The 19,316-nt window shown below is 67.3% G+C and carries 18 protein-coding genes; 9 read left to right on the forward strand and 9 right to left on the reverse strand.

Features of this window, described 5'->3' with window-relative positions; translation table 11 throughout:
• Nucleotides 1–14 precede the first annotated feature (14 nt).
• Nucleotides 15–1,070: an enoyl-CoA hydratase/isomerase family protein gene (locus tag ABE454_RS13940; protein ID WP_346532586.1), complete on the reverse strand. Its 1,056-nt coding sequence runs from the start codon at nucleotides 1,068–1,070 to the stop codon at nucleotides 15–17.
• A gap of 110 nt (nucleotides 1,071–1,180) precedes the next feature.
• On the opposite strand from ABE454_RS13940, the gene ABE454_RS13945 reads away from it, so the two are divergent.
• Complete coding sequence (locus ABE454_RS13945) at nucleotides 1,181–1,612, forward strand: hypothetical protein (RefSeq protein ID WP_346532588.1); 432 nt, start codon at nucleotides 1,181–1,183, stop codon at nucleotides 1,610–1,612.
• A 3-nt stretch (nucleotides 1,613–1,615) separates the two neighbouring features.
• Here ABE454_RS13945 and ABE454_RS13950 read toward each other — a convergent pair whose 3' ends face one another.
• On the reverse strand, nucleotides 1,616–2,752 hold the full coding sequence (locus tag ABE454_RS13950) for an isobutyryl-CoA dehydrogenase (protein WP_346532590.1): 1,137 nt from the start codon (nucleotides 2,750–2,752) through the stop codon (nucleotides 1,616–1,618).
• A 313-nt stretch (nucleotides 2,753–3,065) separates the two neighbouring features.
• Between ABE454_RS13950 and hemB the strand changes: the two genes are divergently transcribed.
• Complete coding sequence (gene hemB / locus ABE454_RS13955) at nucleotides 3,066–4,067, forward strand: porphobilinogen synthase (RefSeq protein ID WP_346532592.1); 1,002 nt, start codon at nucleotides 3,066–3,068, stop codon at nucleotides 4,065–4,067.
• Nucleotides 4,068–4,223: 156 nt separating this feature from the next.
• Here hemB and ABE454_RS13960 read toward each other — a convergent pair whose 3' ends face one another.
• Complete coding sequence (locus ABE454_RS13960) at nucleotides 4,224–4,736, reverse strand: flavin reductase family protein (RefSeq protein WP_346532594.1); 513 nt, start codon at nucleotides 4,734–4,736, stop codon at nucleotides 4,224–4,226.
• A gap of 123 nt (nucleotides 4,737–4,859) precedes the next feature.
• On the opposite strand from ABE454_RS13960, the gene ABE454_RS13965 reads away from it, so the two are divergent.
• The 4 genes from ABE454_RS13965 to recO all read left to right on the forward strand — a co-directional run bounded on the left by ABE454_RS13965 (nucleotide 4,860) and on the right by recO (nucleotide 7,854).
• A complete protein-coding gene (locus tag ABE454_RS13965; RefSeq protein WP_346532596.1) occupies nucleotides 4,860–5,762 on the forward strand; it encodes a flagellar motor protein MotB in 903 nt (300 codons plus the stop codon).
• A gap of 113 nt (nucleotides 5,763–5,875) precedes the next feature.
• Entirely contained in the window at nucleotides 5,876–6,613 is a 738-nt protein-coding gene (locus ABE454_RS13970; RefSeq protein WP_346532598.1) for an arginyltransferase, read from the forward strand.
• A 54-nt stretch (nucleotides 6,614–6,667) separates the two neighbouring features.
• Complete coding sequence (locus ABE454_RS13975; RefSeq protein ID WP_346532600.1) at nucleotides 6,668–7,123, forward strand: nuclear transport factor 2 family protein; 456 nt, start codon at nucleotides 6,668–6,670, stop codon at nucleotides 7,121–7,123.
• Nucleotides 7,123–7,854, forward strand: coding sequence for a DNA repair protein RecO (gene recO / locus ABE454_RS13980; RefSeq protein WP_346532601.1), 732 nt, complete (start codon nucleotides 7,123–7,125; stop codon nucleotides 7,852–7,854). The genes ABE454_RS13975 and recO overlap by 1 nt, the downstream gene beginning before the upstream one ends.
• Nucleotides 7,855–7,999: 145 nt before the next feature.
• Here the strand turns inward: recO and ABE454_RS13985 are convergent, their stop codons facing one another.
• Nucleotides 8,000–9,067 carry an NAD(P)H-dependent flavin oxidoreductase gene (locus ABE454_RS13985; protein ID WP_346532603.1) on the reverse strand — a complete coding sequence of 356 codons (1,068 nt, stop codon included), beginning with the start codon at nucleotides 9,065–9,067 and terminating at the stop codon, nucleotides 8,000–8,002.
• Between the two features lie 103 nt (nucleotides 9,068–9,170).
• On the opposite strand from ABE454_RS13985, the gene parC reads away from it, so the two are divergent.
• Together parC and ABE454_RS13995 are read left to right on the forward strand one after the other, a co-directional pair.
• The gene (parC, locus tag ABE454_RS13990) at nucleotides 9,171–11,372 is read left to right on the forward strand and encodes a DNA topoisomerase IV subunit A (RefSeq protein WP_346532605.1); all 2,202 of its coding nucleotides are present in this window, start codon (nucleotides 9,171–9,173) and stop codon (nucleotides 11,370–11,372) included.
• A gap of 176 nt (nucleotides 11,373–11,548) precedes the next feature.
• The gene (locus tag ABE454_RS13995; RefSeq protein ID WP_346532607.1) at nucleotides 11,549–13,057 is read left to right on the forward strand and encodes an acetyl-CoA hydrolase/transferase family protein; all 1,509 of its coding nucleotides are present in this window, start codon (nucleotides 11,549–11,551) and stop codon (nucleotides 13,055–13,057) included.
• A gap of 10 nt (nucleotides 13,058–13,067) precedes the next feature.
• On the opposite strand, the gene ABE454_RS14000 is transcribed toward ABE454_RS13995, so the two are convergent.
• Nucleotides 13,068–13,940 carry a DMT family transporter gene (locus tag ABE454_RS14000; RefSeq protein WP_346532609.1) on the reverse strand — a complete coding sequence of 291 codons (873 nt, stop codon included), beginning with the start codon at nucleotides 13,938–13,940 and terminating at the stop codon, nucleotides 13,068–13,070.
• Nucleotides 13,941–14,043: 103 nt separating this feature from the next.
• On the opposite strand from ABE454_RS14000, the gene ABE454_RS14005 reads away from it, so the two are divergent.
• The gene (locus ABE454_RS14005; RefSeq protein ID WP_346532611.1) at nucleotides 14,044–15,423 is read left to right on the forward strand and encodes a PLP-dependent aminotransferase family protein; all 1,380 of its coding nucleotides are present in this window, start codon (nucleotides 14,044–14,046) and stop codon (nucleotides 15,421–15,423) included.
• Here ABE454_RS14005 and ABE454_RS14010 read toward each other — a convergent pair.
• The 4 genes from ABE454_RS14010 to lepB are packed head-to-tail and all read right to left on the reverse strand — an operon-like array spanning nucleotide 15,420 to nucleotide 19,282.
• Complete coding sequence (locus ABE454_RS14010) at nucleotides 15,420–16,673, reverse strand: serine hydrolase domain-containing protein (protein ID WP_346532612.1); 1,254 nt, start codon at nucleotides 16,671–16,673, stop codon at nucleotides 15,420–15,422. The two genes, ABE454_RS14005 and ABE454_RS14010, sit on opposite strands and share 4 nt — an antisense overlap.
• A 4-nt stretch (nucleotides 16,674–16,677) precedes the next feature.
• Nucleotides 16,678–17,643 (reverse strand): GTPase Era, encoded by a 966-nt coding sequence (gene era / locus ABE454_RS14015; protein WP_346532614.1) that lies wholly within the window; start codon nucleotides 17,641–17,643, stop codon nucleotides 16,678–16,680.
• Nucleotides 17,640–18,356, reverse strand: a complete 717-nt coding sequence (gene rnc, locus ABE454_RS14020) for a ribonuclease III (RefSeq protein ID WP_346532616.1) — start codon at nucleotides 18,354–18,356, stop codon at nucleotides 17,640–17,642. The genes era and rnc overlap by 4 nt, the downstream gene beginning before the upstream one ends.
• On the reverse strand, nucleotides 18,356–19,282 hold the full coding sequence (lepB, locus tag ABE454_RS14025) for a signal peptidase I (protein WP_346532617.1): 927 nt from the start codon (nucleotides 19,280–19,282) through the stop codon (nucleotides 18,356–18,358). The genes rnc and lepB overlap by 1 nt, the downstream gene beginning before the upstream one ends.
• Nucleotides 19,283–19,316 lie beyond the last annotated feature (34 nt).

Here is a 19,316-nt window from a genome sequence, read left to right on the forward strand (position 1 = left end):
AAGCTTGCGCGAAATCAGCCGTTAAGCGGTTTCCATGCCTCAGCCGACGGCAAAGCTGCGAACAACGCCTCAATCTGGGCGTCGGAAACGCCCGACAGATCAACCGGCGACCAGCACGGCGCATTGTCCTTGTCGATGATGACGGCGCGCACGCCTTCCTGGAAATCGTGGGTCTGAACCACGCGCCCGCCCAGCGCATATTCCATCGCCATATTGTCGGCGAAGTCGGTCAGCGTCGCGCCCGTGCGGATCTGGCGCAGCGAGACTTTCAGCGACTGCGGCGACTTGGTCTTCAGGATGTCGAGTTGCTTCTGCGCCCACTCCGAGCCGTCGGCCTGAAGGGCGGCGACAATCTCCTCCACCGTGTCGAAGGCGAACAGGCGGTCGATGGCCTCACGGTGCGGCGCCAGCGGCGACGGCCCGGCGTCACCGGCGGCGCGGTCGGCCACCGCCTTGGGATCAGCGGCCCCGGCCAGCAGATCGGCCTTCAGCGCCTCGACAGCCTCCGACGCGACGAAGTGGGTGTGGATTCCCAGCGCCACCGTATCCGCCGCCTTCAGCCGCGCGCCGGTCAGGGCCAGCCACACGCCCGTCTGGCCCGGCAGGCGCGGCAGGAACCAGCCGCCGCCCACGTCGGGGAACAGACCGATGCCGGTCTCGGGCATGGCGTAGGTGGTGCGCTCGGTGGCGATGCGGACGTCGGCGGGCTCGCTGATGCCCACGCCGCCGCCCATGACGATGCCGTCCACCACCGCCGTGATCGGCTTGGGATAGACGAACATCAGATGGTTCAACTGATACTCGGTTCGGAAGAAGGCCTTGGCCTCTGACGCGTCCCCTGCCCCGCTCTCGGCGATCATGCGGATGTCGCCGCCCGCGCAGAAGCCGCGCTCGCCCGCATGGTCGATCAGCACCGACTGAACCGCGTCGTCCGCGCGCCAGGCCAGCAGGGCCTCGATCATCGCCTCGCACATGGGCCGGTTCAGGGCGTGGATCGCCTTGGGCCGGTTCAGGGTGATGCGGCCGACACCATTTTCGATGCGGGTGATGACTTCAGATTCAGTGCTCATGTCTTGGGTCTAGAGCCGGGGCTGTCGCGGGTAAAGCCGAAGAGCCGTCTTGCATTCGATACGATGCAGCGTTGGTATGTCGCCCGTATCGCTCACGAAAGACCTCCCCCATGCTCATCGCCGCGATGACAGCCGCCCTGACCCTGACCGCCGCGCCCGCCGATGAACGCAGCGCCCAGTGGGTGACGCACGACATATCGGGCGAAGGCACGGTCGCCAGCTTCCTGAACTGGAACTTCACCAGCGTCATCACCCGCGCGCACTGCGCGGGCGGCCAGGTCACGTTCCAGTACTTCTATGACTTTCCGGGATCGCCCGCCCCCGGCCAGCGCGCTCTGGCCCTGACGGTCGACGGCGCCGATTACCGGCTGACGCCCTCGGTCGATGACATGGACCGGCAGGTCTACACCCTGTCGCCCGAAGGCAAGGCTGCGCTGAAACAGGCGCGCAATGTGGACCTGGACGCCCCGAACGAGGCGGACGAGCCGTGGTATCTGGGCCAGTCCGCCGCGCTGGTGAACTTGGCGAGACGCTGCGGCTGACGTCTAGCGCGCCAGTTCGCGCGCGATGATCACGCGCATGATCTCATTAGTGCCTTCCAGAATGCGGTGCACCCGCAGGTCGCGCACGATCCGTTCCAGCGGATAGTCCTTCAGATAGCCGTAGCCGCCGTGCAGTTGCAGCGCCTGATCGGCGATCTGGAAGCAGGCGTCGGTCGTCAGGCGCTTGGCCATGGCGCACCATTTGGTCTTTTCCGCGTGGCCGGTGTCGATGGCCCAGGCGCCGCGCAGCACCATCAGGCGAGCGGCCTCAAGGTCCGTCGCCATGTCCGCCAGCTCGAACTGGGTGTTCTGGAACTGGCCGATGGCCTGGCCGAACTGCTTGCGGCTGGCGACGTATTCCTGGGCCGTTTCCAGCGCCAGACGCGCCCCGCCCAGCGAACAGGCGGCGATGTTCAGGCGCCCGCCGTCCAGACCGGCCATGGCGTATTTGAAGCCCGCGCCTTCCTCGCCCACCAGATTGGCGACCGGCACCCGGCAGTCGTCGAAGCTGACCACGGCGGTCGGCTGGGCGTTCCAGCCCATCTTCTTCTCATTGGCGCCGAACGACAGGCCGGGCGTGCCCGCCTCGACTACGATGGTCGAGATACCCTTCGGCCCTTCCCCGCCCGTGCGGACCATGACGACATAGACATCCGACGTCCCGGCGCCGGAAATGAAGGCCTTGGCGCCGTTCAGCACATAATGGTCGCCGTCGCGCACCGCCGTCGTCCGCAGCGCCGCCGCGTCCGAGCCCGAGCCCGGCTCGGTCAGGCAGTAGCTGGCGATCTTCTCCATCCCGACCAGCGACGGCACAAAGCGCGCCCGCAGTTCGTCCGAGCCGAACTTATCGATCATCCACGTCGCCATGTTGTGGATCGAGATGAAGGCGGCCGTCGCCACGTCGCCGCGCGACAGCTCCTCAAAGATCACCGCCGCCTCAACCCGGCCCAGACCCATGCCGCCATGTTCCTCGCCCGTATAGATGCCGGCGAAGCCCATTTCGGCGGCGGCCTTCAGCACGTCGACGGGGAAGTGCTTGTCCTCGTCCCAGCGGGCCGAGTGCGGGGCCAGTTCGGCCTCGGCGAAGGCGCGGGCCGCGTCCTGAATGGCGCGTTGGTCGTCAGTGAGGGCGAAGTCCATGAAAGCTCCCGCGTTACAGCCTGCCCTCTGACGGGGCGTTCGGGGCGCTTCTAGCGGGTGGCGGGGCGCGCGTCACCTTGCTGTCGGCTCCCGCCCTAGATTTCCGCTCATCCCGGCGGACGCCGGGACCCAGTAAGAGCAACGCGCACAGCGTTGAGGTGTGGGGAGCAGAGCAGCGCGAACATCAAAGGATCAGTCTGACGCCAAAGCACTGGGTCCCGGCATCCGCCGGGATGAGCGGGGAGAAAGGGCGCGCGCCCGCTTGGACAGTTCGCCTTTTGCCTCTCCACGCGCTTTGTTTTAAGCCGCGCGCATGACCATGCCCTTTCAGCCCGCCGCCTTTCCCTACGCCCGCCCGCGTCGCCTGCGTTCGCAGCCGTGGGTGCGTCGTCTGGTCGCCGAAACGACCCTGACGCCCGCCGATCTGATCTGGCCGCTGATCGTCCACGACGGCCCGGAAGACCGCCAGCCGGTCGCCTCCATGCCGGGCGTCTTCCGCCTGTCGCCGAAGGAGGCCGCCAAGGCCGCCGTCGAGGCGCGCGATCTGGGCATCCCCATGATCGCCCTGTTCCCGAACGTGAACGATGGGCTGAAGGACAATATCGCCACGGCCGCCACCGACCCGGACGGCCTGATCCCCGACTGTATCCGCGCCATCAAGGACGCCGCGCCCGAGATCGGCGTCATGACCGATGTGGCGCTGGACTGCTACACCGACCACGGCCACGACGGCGTTCTGGAAGACGGCCGCATCGTCAACGATCCGACGCTGGAGCGGCTGGCCGAACAGGCCTTCATCCACGCCCACGCGGGCGCCGACGCCGTGGCCCCGTCCGACATGATGGACGGGCGCGTCCAGGCCATCCGCGAGGCGCTGGAGGCCAACGGCCTGAGCGACACGCTGATCATCAGCTATGCAGCCAAATACGCCTCAGCCTTCTATGGTCCCTATCGCGACGCTGTCGGCTCGTCCAAGTCGCTGACCGGGGACAAGAAGACCTATCAGATGGACTTCGCCAACGCCGAGGAGGCCCTGCGCGAAGTGGCGATGGACCTGTCGGAAGGCGCCGACGCCCTGATCGTCAAGCCGGGCCTGCCCTATCTGGATATCGTCCGGCTGGTGTCGCAGACGTTCAATGTGCCGACCTTCGCCTATCAGGTGTCCGGCGAGTACGCGATGATGCAGGCCGCCTTCGCCAACGGCTGGCTGGACCCGGACCGCGCCATCCTGGAAAGCCTGCACGCCTTCAAGCGCGCAGGCGCGTCCGGCGTCATCAGCTATTTCGCGCCGCAAGCCGCGCGGATGATGGGCTGACCTTGCCCTTCTCCCCTTGTGGGAGAAGGTGGCTCGCGTAGCGAGACGGATGAGGTGTGCGAGGAAACTCGCTCCCAGCCATCATATTCAAACCGCCCGCCGACCCCCCTCATCCGAGCCCTTCGGGCCCACCTTCTCCCACAAGGGGAGAAGGATTCAGGCCGTCGGATCGACCGCCTTGCCGTATTTGCCGCGGAAATAGGTCAGCGCATCGCCCGGCCGGGTGTCGAACGCCTCGACGCGGCCGACGATGACCAGATGGTCGCCCATGACGATGCGGTCGTGCGTCTGACAGGTCAGGCGCGTCACCGCATTCAGCAGGCGCGGCGGTTCAGGGTCGTCCACGGCGAACTCACCGTCCGACAGACGACACACGCCCCAGGCGAAACGATCGGACATGGCCTTGTCCTCGACCGGCAGCATGTGGACCGCGAAGCGCTCGGCCCCGGCGAAGGCGTCATGGCGGTCGGACTTGATGTCCATGCACCACAGCACCAGCGGCGGATCCAGCGAGACCGAGGTGAAGCTGTTCACCGTGATCCCCAGCGGCCCGTCGATGGTGTGAGCCGTCACCACGCACACCCCGGTCGCGAACCCGCCCAGCGCCCGGCGATAGGCGCGGGCGTCGAAATCGGCGGCGGGAACGGCGGACGCATCAGACATGGCCATCAGCTAGGCCGTGCGCTCCCCATCGGCAAGGGCGTGCTTCTACCCTTTCACCGCGCCGCAACCGCTTCTTAAGCCCCTCATGGGATTTAGGGCGAACGAACACGGTTAAGACGGACCCGCCCCATGGCGCTGAACGATCGCCCGATCCTGATCAAGAAAGTGAAGAAGGTGTCCGGACACGGCCACCACGGCGGCGCCTGGAAGGTGGCCTATGCCGACTTCGTCACCGCCATGATGGCCTTCTTCCTGTTGATGTGGCTGATCAACACGACCGATCCGGAACAGAAGCGCGGCATCGCCGAATATTTCGCCCCGGCCAACGTCTCGGCCTCAACGTCCGGTTCCGGCGGCATTCTGGGCGGCACCTCGCTGGGCGATTCCGAAGGGGCCAAGGGTTCAGGCTCCAACGCCGTCATCGAACAGCTGGCCCCCGAAGCGCCCGACGCGCCGCAGGAGGCTGGCCAAAGCTCGAGCCTCGCCTCGGCCAGCGAGGCCGCCTTGCGCGCCGAGATCGCCCGTCGTGAAGCCGCCGATTTCGCCAGCGCCGCGGAATCCCTGCGCCAGGCCATGCAGTCCATGCCCGAACTGGCCGAACTGTCGAAACAGCTGATCATCGACCAGACGCCAGAGGGCCTGCGCATCCAGCTGGTCGATCAGGAAGGCCGCTCGATGTTCGAGAACGGCTCGGCTCGACCCAATCCGCGCGCCCAGCTGCTGCTGCGCGCCGTGGCCAAGGTCATCAACCAGTTGCCCAACCGCATCTCCATCACCGGCCACACCAGCGCCGTCGCCGGCTCCAGCCGCGCCAGCAGCCCCGGCGACTGGCCGCTCTCGTCTGCGCGGGCCGACGCCTCGCGTCTGGCGCTGCAGGGCGCAGGCGTGAACGCCGACCGGGTCTATTCCGTCGCGGGTAAGGCGGGGTCGGATCCCCTCTATCCCGACGACCCGTCGCTGGCGGGCAACCGCCGCATCGCCATCGTCCTGCTGCGCGAGGCGCCGGTCCTGCCGACCGACACCAGCCTCTAGGCGCGAAGAAGACTTGCGAAAACGGCCGGTTGCGCGCCAAATCAGAACATGAGCCGCGCGTATCCATCCCGCCGCCCCCGTTCGGGCGCCGACGCCGTCACGGAGCGACAGCCGTGACCCAGCATTTCTTCTCGCGCCAGCTTCGCTTCTTCATGACGGCCAGCGCGCCCTGCCCCTATCTGCCGGGGCGTTTCGAGCGAAAGGTGTTCGCCAACCTGCCCTTCGCAGACGGCGCCGACGTCAACGACGCCCTGACCCACGCCGGGTTCCGCCGCAGCCAGAACATCGCCTATCGCCCCGCGTGCGAAGCCTGCGCCGCCTGCGTCTCAGTGCGGATTCCGGTGGCGGACTTCCAGCTGTCCCGCTCGCGCCGCCGCATACTGGCGCGCAACACCGACCTGTCGCGCAGTCTGGTCGAGGCCGAAGCGACGATGGAGCAGTTCGACCTGCTGCAACGCTATCTGAACGCCCGCCACCCCGGCGGCGGCATGAGCGACATGGGCTGGCTGGACTATGTGTCGATGGTCGAGGACACGGCCGTCCGCACTCATCTGATCGAATACCGCCTGCCCAGCGGGGACGACGGCCCCGGCCGTCTGGTCGGCGTCTGCCTGACCGACCTGCTGCATGACGGCCTGTCGATGGTCTACAGCTTTTTCGACCCGGACATGGAGCGCCGCAGCCTCGGCCGCTTCGCCATTCTGGATCACCTCCATCAGGCCGAGACGGTGGCCCTGCCCTATGTCTACCTCGGCTACTGGGTCCAGGGCTCGCCCAAGATGGACTACAAGTCCGAGTTCCGCCCGCTGGAGGCCCTGCGCCCGTGGGGCTGGGAGCGGCTGGAAGAATAGGCGTCACGCGAACAGTGCTTTCGCCAAAACAAGAACAGGACTAGAACATCCGTCATGTTCACCGCCGCCCTGATGATGCTTCAACTGTCCGCCGCGCCCGCAGAGACCGCGCCGATTGAACGCACCCTGGACGCCATGCACGCCGCCGCCTCCGTCGCGGACGGCGAGGCCTATTTCGCGACCTTCACGCCGGACGCCCGCTTCATCGGCACCGATGCCGCCGAGCGGTGGAGCCTTCCGGAGTTCCGCGCCTACGCCACGCCCTACTTCTCGCAAGGGCGCGGCTGGACCTATCGGCCGACGGCACGGACCGTGACCCTCGCCCCGATCGAGTGCCGCTGCGTCGCCTGGTTCGACGAGGTGCTGGACAATGACGCCTATGGGACGACGCGCGGTTCGGGCGTGCTGCGCCTGACCGACGACGGCTGGAAGATCGAGCAGTACGTCCTCAGCTTCGCCGTGCCGAACGACAAGGCGCGCGCCGTCGTCGACGCCATCAAGGCCGACTGATGGAGGTTCAGGACGACGCCTTCGTGCTGTCGGCGCGGGCGCATGGCGATACGGGGGCTGTGGTCGATCTGTTGACCGAGCATCACGGCCGTCGCGCCGCCTATGTCGCGGGCGGGGCGTCGCGGCGGATGCGGCCCTTCCTTCAGCCCGGCGCGCGGGTCGTGGCCGATCTACGGTCGCGGACGTCGGATCAGCTGGGCTCGGCGCGGCTGGAGCCGGTGGGCGAAGGCCCCGCCGCCCTGTTCGACGACCCGCTGGCCCTGACCGGCCTCAGCGCCGCCGCCGCAGTGGCGCAGGGCGCCCTGCCGGAGCGGGAGCCGCATCCCGGCGCCTTCTACGCCTTCGAGGCGTTGATGGGGGCGTTCGCCGTGCCGGATGTCTGGCCCGCCATCTTCGTGCGGTTCGAGGCGGGGTTGCTGGAGGATCTGGGCTTTGGGCTAGACCTGTCGCGCTGCGCCTCCACGGGGTCGATGGACGATCTGGTCTGGGTCAGCCCCCGCACCGGCCGCGCCGTCAGTCGCGAGGCGGGCGCGCCCTATGCCGACAAACTGCTGGCCCTGCCGCCCTTCATGCTGGGCGCGCAGGCGGGGCTGGGCGCGGGCGACGTGAAGGCGGGGCTGGAGCTGACGGGGCACTTTCTTGAGCAGTTCGTCTTCCACGCCCTGAACCGGCCCCTGCCGCCCGCGCGGGTCTGGATGATCGACAAGCTGGGCGAGGCGGGGCGGCTGTAACTCCCCCCATACACACCCGCTCATCCCGGCGAAGGCCGGGATCCAGATTGTAAAACTGGCGGCTAGGTCGGCGGGCGCGCTTGCGACCTTCAAAACCGAGCATTTGCATCTGGATCCCGGCCTTCGCCGGGATGAGCCGGAGGGGTCAGAGGCGGGTCAGCCCCGCAATCGCCTCGCGCGTTTCCCTTTGCAGCATCGCGACCAGTTCAGCGGCAGGCACAGAGCGGCCCAGCGGCGCGCCTTGTCCAGCCCAGTGCGGCGCATAACCGTTGTCGCCCTTGGCCTTTGCCGCCGCGTTCAGCGCCTTGCCGAGGTCGTAGGCATAAGGATAGGCGGCGATCTTCGTTTCATCGGCGCGGCGCATGAAGGCGTTCTCGACCCCGCGCGCCGGGCGGCCGGAGATGGCCGCGCTGACCCGCGTGCGCCCGGCTTCCACGCCCGCCAGGGCCGCCCGATAGGGCGCATCCGCCGCCGATTCCGGGCACGATGCGAAGGCCGTGCCCATCTGCGCCCCGGCCGCGCCCAGCGCCAGCGCCGCCGCGATCCCGGCGCCGTCCATGATCCCGCCCGCCGCGATGACCGGAACCGGCAGGTCGCGCGCCAGCAGGCGCGTCAGCGGCAGGGTGGCGAAGCGCGGATCGTCGGCCGGGTCGAAGACGCCGCGGTGGCCGCCCGCCTCGACCCCTTGGGCGATCACCATGTCGAACCCGGCGGCGACGGCGGCGCGGCCTTCCTCGGGCGTGGTGGCGCTGGCGATCAGGACGCAGCCCGCCGCCTTCAGCGCTGCGATCTGATCGGCGCGCGGCAGGCCGAAATGGACGCTGACCACGGCGGGCTTTTCCTCGATCAGCACAGCCAGCTTGGCGTCGTCGGTCAGGAAGCTCTGATAGATGTCGCTGAGCCGCTCGGGCGGCGCGGCATCGAACTCACTGAAGATCGGGCGCAGGCTGTCGATCCATGCCGCATCGCGCGCCGGATCGGCCGGGATCGGCGCATGGCAGAACAGATTGACGTTGAACGGCCGGTCGGTCAGCGCCTTCACCGCCCGGATGGCCTTGCGGCTCGCCTCGGCGTCGATGGCCCCTAGGGCGATGGAGCCCAGCGCGCCTGCGTTCGACACAGCGGCGGCCAGTTCGGCGGTCGAGGTTCCCGCCATCGGCGCCTGAATCAGCGGAATGGAAAGGCCGAGGCGTTCGGTCAGGGCGGTCTTCATCGGGGCTCCTTCGCGCGTTTCTGCACAGATAGGCGCTGACAATCCCGGCGTCATGCCCCGGCTGCGCTAGACTTTCCTCGTCCGATCATTGATTCGAAGTCGTATGACCATCCACACCCCGACGCCGGACGGCGGCCGCATCGTTGAAGAGCAGATGGGCGAGGCGCTGTCGCGCCGCTATCTGGCCTACGCCCTGTCGACCATCACCAACCGCGCCTTGCCTGACGTGCGCGACGGCTTCAAGCCGGTGCACCGGCGCATCATGTACGCCATGCATCAGATGCGGCTGAACCCGCAGGCGGCGGCGCGTAAATGCGCCAAGGTCGTCGGCGAGGTCATGGGCGGCTATCACCCGCACGGCGACGCCTCGATTTATGAGGCTCTGGTCCGTCTGGCTCAGGATTTCGCCCAGCGCTATCCGCTGGTCGACGGTCAGGGGAACTTCGGCAATATCGACGGCGATAGCGCGGCGGCCATGCGCTATACCGAGTGCAAGCTGACGCCCGCCGCCGTCCTGCTGCTGGACGGCATCGATCAGGACGCGGTCGACTTCCGCCCCACCTATGACGATCAGGACGAAGAGCCGGTAGTTCTGCCGGCGGGCTTCCCCAACCTGCTGGCTAACGGGTCGTCGGGTATCGCCGTGGGCATGGCGACCTCGATCCCGCCGCATAACGTGGGCGAACTGATCGACGCCTGCCACCTGTTGCTGGAGCGGCCGGACGCCACGACCGAGGATCTGGTCAGGATCGTGCCGGGGCCGGACTTCCCCACCGGCGGCGTGTCGGTCGAAAGCCAGGCCGCCATCCTCGACGCCTATGAGACGGGTCGCGGCGGCGTGCGCCTGCGCGCCAGATGGGTCGAGGAAAAGCTCGATCGCGGCGCCTATCAGATCATCATCACCGAAATGCCGTATCAGGTGCAGAAGTCGCGCCTGATCGAGGCGCTGGCCGACCTGATCGAAAACAAGAAGGCGCCGCTTCTGGGCGACGTGCGCGACGAGTCGGCGGAAGACATCCGCCTCATCCTCGAACCGAAGAACCGCACCATCGAGCCTGAAATGCTGATGGAAAGCCTGTTCAAGCTGTCCGATCTCGAGGTGCGCTTCCCCATCAACATGAACGTGCTGGACGCCACCGGCACGCCGCGCGTCATGGGGCTGAAGGAGTGCCTGCGGGCCTTCCTGGATCACCGCCGCGTGGTGCTGAACCGCCGCAGCCAGTGGCGCATCGCCCGCGTCGAAAAGCGCCTGCACCTGTTGGAAGGCCTTCGCATCGTCTTCCTGAACCTGGACGAGGTCATCCGCATCGTCCGCGAGGAAGAACAGCCCAAGGCCGAACTGATCGCCCGCTTCAGCCTGAGCGAGCTTCAGGCTGACTTCATCCTCGACACCCGCCTGCGCCAGCTGGCCCGTCTCGAAGAGATGACAATCGAGAAGGAATTCAACGAGCTGTCGGAAGAACTTGCAGCGCTACAGGCGCTGACGTCTTCTGAGGCCAAGCAGTGGAAGGCCATCGGCAAGGAGCTGGAGGCCGTGCGCAAGGCGCTGGTCTCGCCGCGCCGCACCCTGATCGGCGAGGCGGTGGACGCCTCGGCCTTTGTGGCGCCCGAAGCCTTCATTCCCCGCGAAGCGATCACCGTCATCCTGTCGGATCGCGGCTGGATCCGCGCCGCCAAGGGCAAGGTCGACGACCCCTCAGAACTGAAGTTCAAGGAAGGCGACAAGCTGGGCTTCCTGATCCCGGCCTATACGACGGACAAGCTGCTGGTCGGTGCCTCGGACGGGCGCATCTTCACCATCGGCGCCGACAAGCTGGCCTCGGGGCGTGGGCATGGCGAACCGCTGCGCCTGATGATCGACCTGGACGAGAAGGCCGACATTATCAACGTCGTGGCGCACGAACCGGACGCCAAACTGCTGATCGCGTCGAAGGCGGGCTACGGCTTTGTGGCGCCCGAGAACGACCTTCTGGCCCAGAAGCGCGGCGGCAAGCAGGTGCTGAACGGCGAGATGCTGGCCATGCTGCGGGTCAACGGCGACCACGTCGCAACCATCGGCGAGAACATCAAGGCGCTGATCTTCCCTCTGGCCGACTTGCCCGAAATGGGTCGGGGCAAGGGCGTGAAGCTGCAGAACTACAAGCAGGGCGGTCTGGCCGACGTGACGGTGTTCAACGCCGAACAGGGGCCTGAATGGGCCGACGGCGGCGGTCGTCGCCGCAACTGGCCGGACTGGAAGGACTGGCTGGGCAAACGCGCCGGCGCTGGTCGTCAGGGCCCCCGCGGCCTGCGCAAGTTCCGCTGAGTTCCACGCGCCTCCCTGAACCTTCGGGGAGGCGCAGTCCGTTTGAGCCAATCGCGCCTTAACGCCTTTGTGATCACGGACTGTTACGACCAAAGCCGTATTGGAATCAGAATGATGCGGAGCCTATCTCCGCCCCCTTCCCCGCGCCCTCCCCGGCCACAGTCGTCAGGTTTGCGATGTCCCGCGTCCGTAACGCCGCCCTCAAGTCGAAGATCGTGTCCGCACAGGACGCCGCCACCCTGATCCCGGCGAACTCGACGGTGGGCATGAGCGGCTTCACCGGCTCGGGCTATCCCAAGGTCGTGCCGATGGCGCTGGCCGAGCGGATCGAGGCCGAGCACGCGGCGGGCAATCCGTTCAAGTTGAAGGTGTGGACCGGCGCCTCCACCGGGCCTGAACTGGACGGCGCTCTGGCCAAGGCGGACGGCATCGAGTTCCGCCTGCCCTACAACTCCGACCCCATCGCCCGCGAGAAGATCAACAAGGGCGAGATGGAATACCTGGACATGCACCTGTCTCAGGTGGCGCCGGTGGCCTGGCAGGGCTTCCTCGGCCCGCTGGAGACGGCGGTGGTCGAGGTTTCAGGCATCCGTGAGGACGGGGCGCTGATCCCCTCGTCGTCCATCGGCAATAACAAGACCTGGCTGGATCGCGCCGACCAGATCATCCTTGAGGTCAACAGCTGGCAGAACGCCGCGCTGGAGGGGATGCACGACATCTATTACGGCACGGCCCTGCCGCCGGCGCGCGTGCCGATCCCGCTGACCAGGCCCACCGACCTGATCGGCGAGACGGTCTTCCGCGTCGATCCGTCCAAGATCGCCGCCATCGTCGAGACGGACAGCCCCGACCGCAACCTGCCCTTCGCCGCGCCGGACGCCAGCGCCACGGCCATCGCCGGGCATCTGATCGAGTTCCTGCAGCATGAGGTGAAGCTGGGCCGCCTGCCCGCCCATCTGCTGCCGCTGCAATCGGGCGTGGGCAATGTCGCCAACGCCGTGCTGGCGGGTCTGGCCGACAGTCCGTTCGAGAACCTGACCGCCTATACGGAGGTGCTGCAGGACGGGATGCTAGACCTGCTGGATAGCGGCAAGCTGACGGTCGCCTCGGCCACCGCCTTCTCGCTCAGCCCCGAGGCCGCCGCCGATCTGAACAGCCGGATGGAGCAGTTCCGCGGCAAGATCATCCTGCGTCCGCAGGAAATCTCGAACCACCCTGAGATCATCCGCCGTCTGGGCTGCATCGCCATGAACGGCCTGATCGAGGCGGACATCTACGGCAACGTCAACTCGACCCACGTCATGGGCTCGCGCATCCAGAACGGCATCGGCGGCTCGGGCGACTTTGCACGCAACGCCTATATTTCCTGCTTCGTCACGCCGTCGACGGCCAAGGGCGGCAAGATCTCGGCCATCGTGCCCATGGCCAGCCACGTCGACCACATCACCCAGGACGTGCAGGTCATCGTCACGGAACAGGGCCTGGCCGACCTGCGCGGCCTGTCGCCCAAGCAGCGCGCGCGGATCATCATCGCCAACTGCGCCCACCCCGACTATCGCGACGCGCTGAAGGACTATTACGAGCGCGCGCTGGAGGGGTCATATGGCCTGCAATCGCCGCACCTGCTGACCGAGGCGCTGTCGTGGCACCAGCGCTATATCGAGACGGGATCGATGAAGGCCTGAGCCGCCAGGCTCAGGCGTAGCGGCGGGCGACGGCGACGCTGGCCACCGTCAGGGCGGCCGCCGCGACCATGGTCCACGGCACGGCCTCGTGCAGCACCAGTCCCGCCAGCGCCAGGGCGAAGAAGGGTTGGAGCAGTTGCAACTGCCCCACGCTGGCGATGCCGCCCATCGCCAGGCCGCGGTACCAGAAGATAAAGCCGATCAGCATCGAGAAGACCGAGACATAGGCCAGTCCGGTCCACGCCGGGACGCCGATCGCGCTCCAGTCGGCGGGCAGGTCCAGCATCATCACCACCAGCATGATCGGCGCCGACAGCACCAGCGCCCAGCAGATGACCTGCCACCCGCCCAGACGCCGCGCCAGTATGCCGCCCTCGGCGTAGCCAAGACCGCAGATGATGATGGAAGCCAGCATCAAAAGGTCGCTGGTCCAAGACCCGTCGCCGTGACTGCTGAAGGCGAAACCGATCACCGTGGCGCTGCCCAGACCCGAGAACAGCCAGAACAGCGGGCGCGGGCGCTCGCCGCCTCTCATGACGCCGAAGATGGCCGTGGACAGCGGCAACAGGCCGATGAAGACGATCGACCGGGCCGAGGTCATGTGCTGCAGGGCCACCGCTGTCAGCAGGGGAAACCCGACCACCACCCCGACCGCGATCACCGCCAGCGACATCAGATCGCGCCGATCCGGCCGCGCCTGCCGCGTGGCCAGCAGCACCAGACCCGCCAGCGCCGCCGCGATGACCGCCCGCGCGCCCGTCAGGAACAGCGGCGACAGGTCCGCCACCGCCACCCGTGTGGCGGGCAGCGAGCCGCTGAAGATCACCACGCCCAGAAGGCCGCAGATCAGGCCGTCGATGCGTTTCTGTTTCGCCGTGTCCATTCCGTCTTCCTCTTCGCCGCCTGATTGGACGCGCGGCGCTGGCGAAGGCAGCCACAGATCGATACACTTCTGACAAACTGTATGGGTTATGGAGCCGGCACGGTTGCCCCGCAGCACACGCACCACAGAGGTCATGGAGGCCATCCGCGCGCGGATTGCAGGACGCAGTCTGGCGCCCGGCGACCGTCTGCCGTCGATCCGACGCTTCGCCGGAACCATGGAGGTGTCCCCCTCGACCGTGGTCGAGGCCTATGACCGGCTGGCGGCCGAGGGACTGATCCGCGCGCGGCCGGGGTCGGGCTTCTATGTCTCGGGCGCCGCCCTGCCCCCGCTCAGTTTCGCGGTCGATCCAGGCCTGCAGGACCGCGCCGTCGATCCCTTCTGGGTGTCGCGTCAGTCGCTGGAAGCGCCGCCGAACGCGCTCAAACCCGGCTGCGGCTGGCTGCCCGCCGACTGGATGCCGACCGAGGCGCTGCGCAAGGCCCTGCGCGCCGTGGCGCGGGCGGACGACGCCCTGTTGACCGACTATGGCGAGTTGCATGGGTCCAAGGCGCTGCGCCGCATCCTGCTGGGGCGGCTGGCGACCGAGGGGCTGGAGCTGTCGCAGGATCAGGTGCTGCTGGCTGGATCGGGCACTCATGCGGTCGATCTGACGTGCCGCTATCTGCTGCGGCCCGGCGATACGGTGGTGCTGGATGATCCCTGCTACTTCAACTTCCGCGCCCTGTTGCGCGCGCATCAGGTCAAGGTCGTCAGCGTGCCCTATACGCCCCTCGGCCCTGACGTCGAGCAGTTCGAGGCGGTGCTGAAGGAGGCATCGCCGCGCCTTTATCTGACCAACGCCGGACTTCAGAACCCGACCGGCGCGGGCATGGCGCCGCAGACGGCGCACCGCCTGCTGAATCTGGCCGCCGCCCACGACCTGACCATCATCGAGGATGATCTGTTCGCCGATCTGGAGCCGGAGCCGTCCACCCGGCTGGCGGCGCTGGACGGATTGAACCGGGTCATCCGCATCGGCAGCTTTTCCAAGACGCTGTCGGCCTCATTGCGCTGCGGCTACATCGCGGCCAGCGCTGACAGGATCGCCGATCTGGCCGATCTTCAGGTGGCGACGGGCTTTGTCGGCGCCAACGCCGTGGCGGCGGAAGTGGTGGCCCATGTCCTGACCGGCGGCGGCTATCGCAAGCATCTGGACGAACTGCACCGCCGCCTGACGCGCAAGCGGCGCGAGGTGTCGGCCCGCCTGAAATCCATAGGCATCGAGCCGTGGATCGAGCCCCGCGGCGGCTTCAACCTGTGGTGCCGTCTGCCGGGCGAAGCGGACTCAGCAGCACTGGCCCGCGCCGCCCTGAAGGAGAACATCGTCCTGGCCCCCGGCGACGTGTTCAGCCCGTCCCAGACCGCCAGCCGCCATATGCGGATCAATGTGACCCACTGCGACGACCCGCGCCTGATGACCTTCCTGAAGCGCGCGCTTTAGGGCTCCAGCGCCGTCGGGAACGGGCGGCCCAGCGCCTCGGCCATCGCCTGCTGATTGATCAGCAGCACCTGATCGCGCAGGTGATAGTTGTTCGACAGCACCACCACCGTCACGTCCTGATCGGGCTGATAGGACACAAGATTGCGGAACCCGGCCCAGCTGCCGGTGTGATAGACCTGACGATCGCTGAAGCGCGGCGAGACGCGCTCGCCCAGCGCGCTGACATAGATGCCATAGCCGAAGGCGCGGTGCGGACGGCCGGGCTTGTCTCTTTCGGGGTCCGGCGGTGCGTGATCGGCGGTGAAGTCGCTATAGGCGGCGTCGCTGAGCACCTGTCCCCGGTTCAGGGCGCGGTTCCACGCCAGCATGTCGTCCATCGTCGAATAGAGGGCGCCCGCCCCCGCCACGACGCTGACATTGGCGATCTTCTGCGGCGTCAGCCCCTGCGGGAACAGGCCATAGCCCATGGCCACGCCCTCAGCGTCGTCGTTCACGTCAGAGCCGGTGTCCTTCATGCCCAACGGCCTGAGCAGGGCCTGCTCCAGATAGTCCTCAAACGCCATGCCGCTGGCCTTGGCCACGATGACGGCGGCCAGATTGAAGGCGGCGTTGTTGTAGCGGACCTTGGTCCCCGGCTCGAACTGCAGGCCATAGCGGGCCGAGGTGTCGGTCAGCTCCTGCGGCGTGCGATGAGTGACGCGGATGCGGCCCCACTCGGCCTGCGCCATCAGATCGGGAATGCCCGAGGTGTGCGACAGCAGGTGATGGATGCGCAGCGGCCGCCACGCCTCCGGGCACGGCTCGATCCACTGGCAGACGGGATCGTTCACCGACAGCTTGCCCTCGTCCTGAAGCTTCAGGATGGCGACGGCGGTGAACTGTTTGGACGCCGAGGCCAGACGGAAACGGGTGTCCAGCGCAAAGGGGGTGTTCTGTTCGTAGTTCGCCTTGCCGTAGACCTGTCGGAACAGGACCTGATCGCCCCTGGACACCAGCACGGCGCCGGTGAACTGCCCCGTCGCCGCCATCGCCTCCAGCCGCGCCTTCAGCTGCGGCAGGTCCTCGACCACCTCGACCGGAGGGCGTTTGGCCAGTTTGGGTTTCGTCGAACGGGCGACCGTGGCGGCCTGACTTTCGGGCGCGACGGCGTTCAGGAACCACGCCCCCGCCCCGGCTGAAATCAGGCCGAGCGCAACGACAGAGCCCAGAACCCAGGGCCTTCCGCCAACAGTCTTGGGGACGATGAACACGAGACTAGACGTCGAACTCCAGGCCGAACTGGGCGTACAATGCCTTTGAGTCTTGCCACTTCGGATCGACTTTGACGGTCAAAAACAGGTGAACGGGCCGGTCGAGGATCTCAATCAGCTCTTCGCGCGCCTTCTGGCCGATCCATTTCAGGGTCTGGCCGCCCTTGCCCAGCACGATCGGGCGCTGGCTTTCACGCTCGACATAGATGGTCTGTTCGATGCGGGCCGAGCCGTCGGCGCGGTCCTCGAAGCTGGTCGTCTCGACCGCCGCCGAATAGGGCAGTTCCTCGTGGACGCGCAGATAGACCTTCTCGCGCGTGATCTCGGCGGCCAGCACGCGCAGCGGCACGTCCGCCGACTGGTCTTCGGGATACAGCCACGGGCCCTGCGGCATGGCCATGGCCAACCGGGTCAACAGATCGTCCACGCCGTCGCCGCTGAGCGCCGAAATCATGAAGACCTCGGAATAGACGCCCGTCTCGAACAGGCGCTGCGACAGGGCCAGCAGGGTGTCGCGACGCATGCCGTCGATCTTGTTCAGCGCCAGAATGACCTTGGTGTCCGTCGCCTGAAGATTGGCGATGATGGTCTCGGTGTCCTCGGCCGAGCGACGGTCGGCGGGCGTGCCTTCGCGGCCTTCGGCGTTGATGTGCGACTGGGCGTCGATCAGGTGGACGACCACGTCCGCGTCCTGCGCGCCGCCCCAGGCCGAGGCGACCATGGCGCGGTCCAGACGGCGGCGCGGGGTGAAGATGCCGGGCGTGTCCACCAGCACGATCTGGGCGTCGCCCTTGATGGCGATGCCGCGCACCGGGAAGCGCGTGGTCTGGACCTTCTGGGTGACGATCGAGACCTTGGAGCCCGTCAACCGGTTCACCAGCGTCGACTTGCCCGCATTGGGCGCGCCGATGATGGCGGCGAAGCCCGCGTGCTGGTTGCTGATCTCGGTGGTTTCAGGGGTCTCGGTCAAATCACGCCTTCACGTTTCAATAGGGCGACGGCGGCGGCCTTTTCCGCCTCCTGTCGCGAACGCCCCTGAGCACGGGCGGGTTCATATCCGGTCACCGTCGCCTCGACCGTAAAGGTCGGCGCATGGTCCGAGCCGGTGCGCTGGACCACCTCATAGGTCGGCAGCGGGCGGCCCTGCCCTTGCGCCCATTCCTGCAGGGCGGACTTGGGATTGGTGATGGCGGGCGCCGGGGGCGCCGCCAGTTCCTCGGCCCAGGCGCGCTCGAACACAGCCTGAGCCGCGATCAGGCCGCCGTCGCGATAGACAGCCGCCAGGATCGCCTCAACAGCATCGGCGATGACTCCGGCCTTTCTGCGGCCGCCGGTCTTGGTCTCGCCGGGCGACAGGCGAAGGGCCTCGCCCACGCCCAGCGCCTCGCCCACGCGGGCGCAGGCGCTCTTGTCCACCAGGGCGTGCAGGCGGGCCGAAAGCTGCCCCTCGTCCGCCGCCGGAAAGTCGCGCACCAGACGGTCGGCCACCAGCAGGCCCAGCACCCGGTCGCCCAGAAACTCCAGCCGCTCGTTGTCGGCTGGAACCTGCGGCCCTGCGCCCTCGCCCACGCTGGAGTGGGTCAGGGCATGCTCCAGCAGGGAGGCGTCGTTGAAGTCATGCCCGAGGCGGCGACGCAGGGCCGCCACAGCCTCGGCGCGCACATTCGTGCGTCCGCCCGCCATCAGTGAAGGATCTTGAAGAACCGGCTGAACCGCACATTGGCGAACCAGCTGACCGGATTGAACAGCGAGGCGCCCGGCGTCCACGAGAACATGATGATCTCGGCCTTGCCGACCAGATTCTCGGCCGGGACCATGCCCACGCCCGCCGACATCTCCACACGGCTGTCGATCGAGTTGTCGCGGTTGTCGCCCATCATGAAGTAGTGGCCCGACGGCACTTCATACAGCGGCGTGTCGTCCAGCTCGCCGCCGGGGCCGAAGTCCTGTGTCATGAAGGTGCGGCCGCCCGGCAGGGTTTCGCGCAGTTGCGTCACCGAACGGGCGCCGAACATGTCGGCCATCTGGGCGCGGCTGACCTCGACGTCCTGAACCGGCGCGCCGTTGATATAGAGCTTGTTGGCGATCATCTGCACCTTGTCGCCCGGCAGGCCGATCACACGCTTGATGTAGTCAGTCTTGTTGTCGCGCGGCAGTTTGAACACCACGATGTCGCCACGCTCAGGTCCCTTGCCCAGAATGCGGCCCTTGAACACCGGCGGGCTGAACGGGATTGAGTGGCGCGAATAGCCGTACGACCATTTCGACACGACGATATAGTCGCCCTCATACAGGTTCGGCTCCATCGAGGCCGACGGGATGGTGAAGGGCTGGAACAGCAGAACACGCAGCACCAGCGCGATCAGCAGGGCGATAACGACGGTCTTGATGATCTCGACCCACTCGTTGCTCGCGGACTTTTCTGTCTTCACTCTTTTGGCTTTCCTGTAGCGCCGCGGCGCATGGATCGGCTTTTCGCTGTCGAGCGCCTCCGGATCGTCCCCCATGTCGAAGGGGGCGTCGCCGTCGTCGCTCCAGATCGGTCGGCTGCCCGCCGGATCAAGGGCGGAGGCGCCCGCGCCGCCGTTCAACTTTGGGTCGTCGGTCATCGTCTGCTCGAATCCCCTGCCGCACGCAGGGTCA

Origin of the sequence: Brevundimonas diminuta (genome assembly GCF_039673845.1) — a bacterium.
GTDB lineage: Bacteria > Pseudomonadota > Alphaproteobacteria > Caulobacterales > Caulobacteraceae > Brevundimonas > Brevundimonas diminuta_E.

Coding starts and splice junctions, on each gene's coding strand:
- hemB (WP_346532592.1), top strand. CDS start 3,066: ATGACCATGCCCTTTCAGCCCGCCGCCTTTCCCTACGCCCGCCCGCGT.
- parC (WP_346532605.1), top strand. CDS start 9,171: ATGACCATCCACACCCCGACGCCGGACGGCGGCCGCATCGTTGAAGAG.
- ABE454_RS13940 (WP_346532586.1), bottom strand. CDS start 1,070: ATGAGCACTGAATCTGAAGTCATCACCCGCATCGAAAATGGTGTCGGC.
- ABE454_RS13945 (WP_346532588.1), top strand. CDS start 1,181: ATGCTCATCGCCGCGATGACAGCCGCCCTGACCCTGACCGCCGCGCCC.
- ABE454_RS13995 (WP_346532607.1), top strand. CDS start 11,549: ATGTCCCGCGTCCGTAACGCCGCCCTCAAGTCGAAGATCGTGTCCGCA.
- ABE454_RS13985 (WP_346532603.1), bottom strand. CDS start 9,067: ATGAAGACCGCCCTGACCGAACGCCTCGGCCTTTCCATTCCGCTGATT.
- ABE454_RS13975 (WP_346532600.1), top strand. CDS start 6,668: ATGTTCACCGCCGCCCTGATGATGCTTCAACTGTCCGCCGCGCCCGCA.
- lepB (WP_346532617.1), bottom strand. CDS start 19,282: ATGACCGACGACCCAAAGTTGAACGGCGGCGCGGGCGCCTCCGCCCTT.
- ABE454_RS13960 (WP_346532594.1), bottom strand. CDS start 4,736: ATGGCCATGTCTGATGCGTCCGCCGTTCCCGCCGCCGATTTCGACGCC.
- ABE454_RS14000 (WP_346532609.1), bottom strand. CDS start 13,940: ATGGACACGGCGAAACAGAAACGCATCGACGGCCTGATCTGCGGCCTT.
- recO (WP_346532601.1), top strand. CDS start 7,123: ATGGAGGTTCAGGACGACGCCTTCGTGCTGTCGGCGCGGGCGCATGGC.
- ABE454_RS13965 (WP_346532596.1), top strand. CDS start 4,860: ATGGCGCTGAACGATCGCCCGATCCTGATCAAGAAAGTGAAGAAGGTG.
- rnc (WP_346532616.1), bottom strand. CDS start 18,356: ATGGCGGGCGGACGCACGAATGTGCGCGCCGAGGCTGTGGCGGCCCTG.
- ABE454_RS13950 (WP_346532590.1), bottom strand. CDS start 2,752: ATGGACTTCGCCCTCACTGACGACCAACGCGCCATTCAGGACGCGGCC.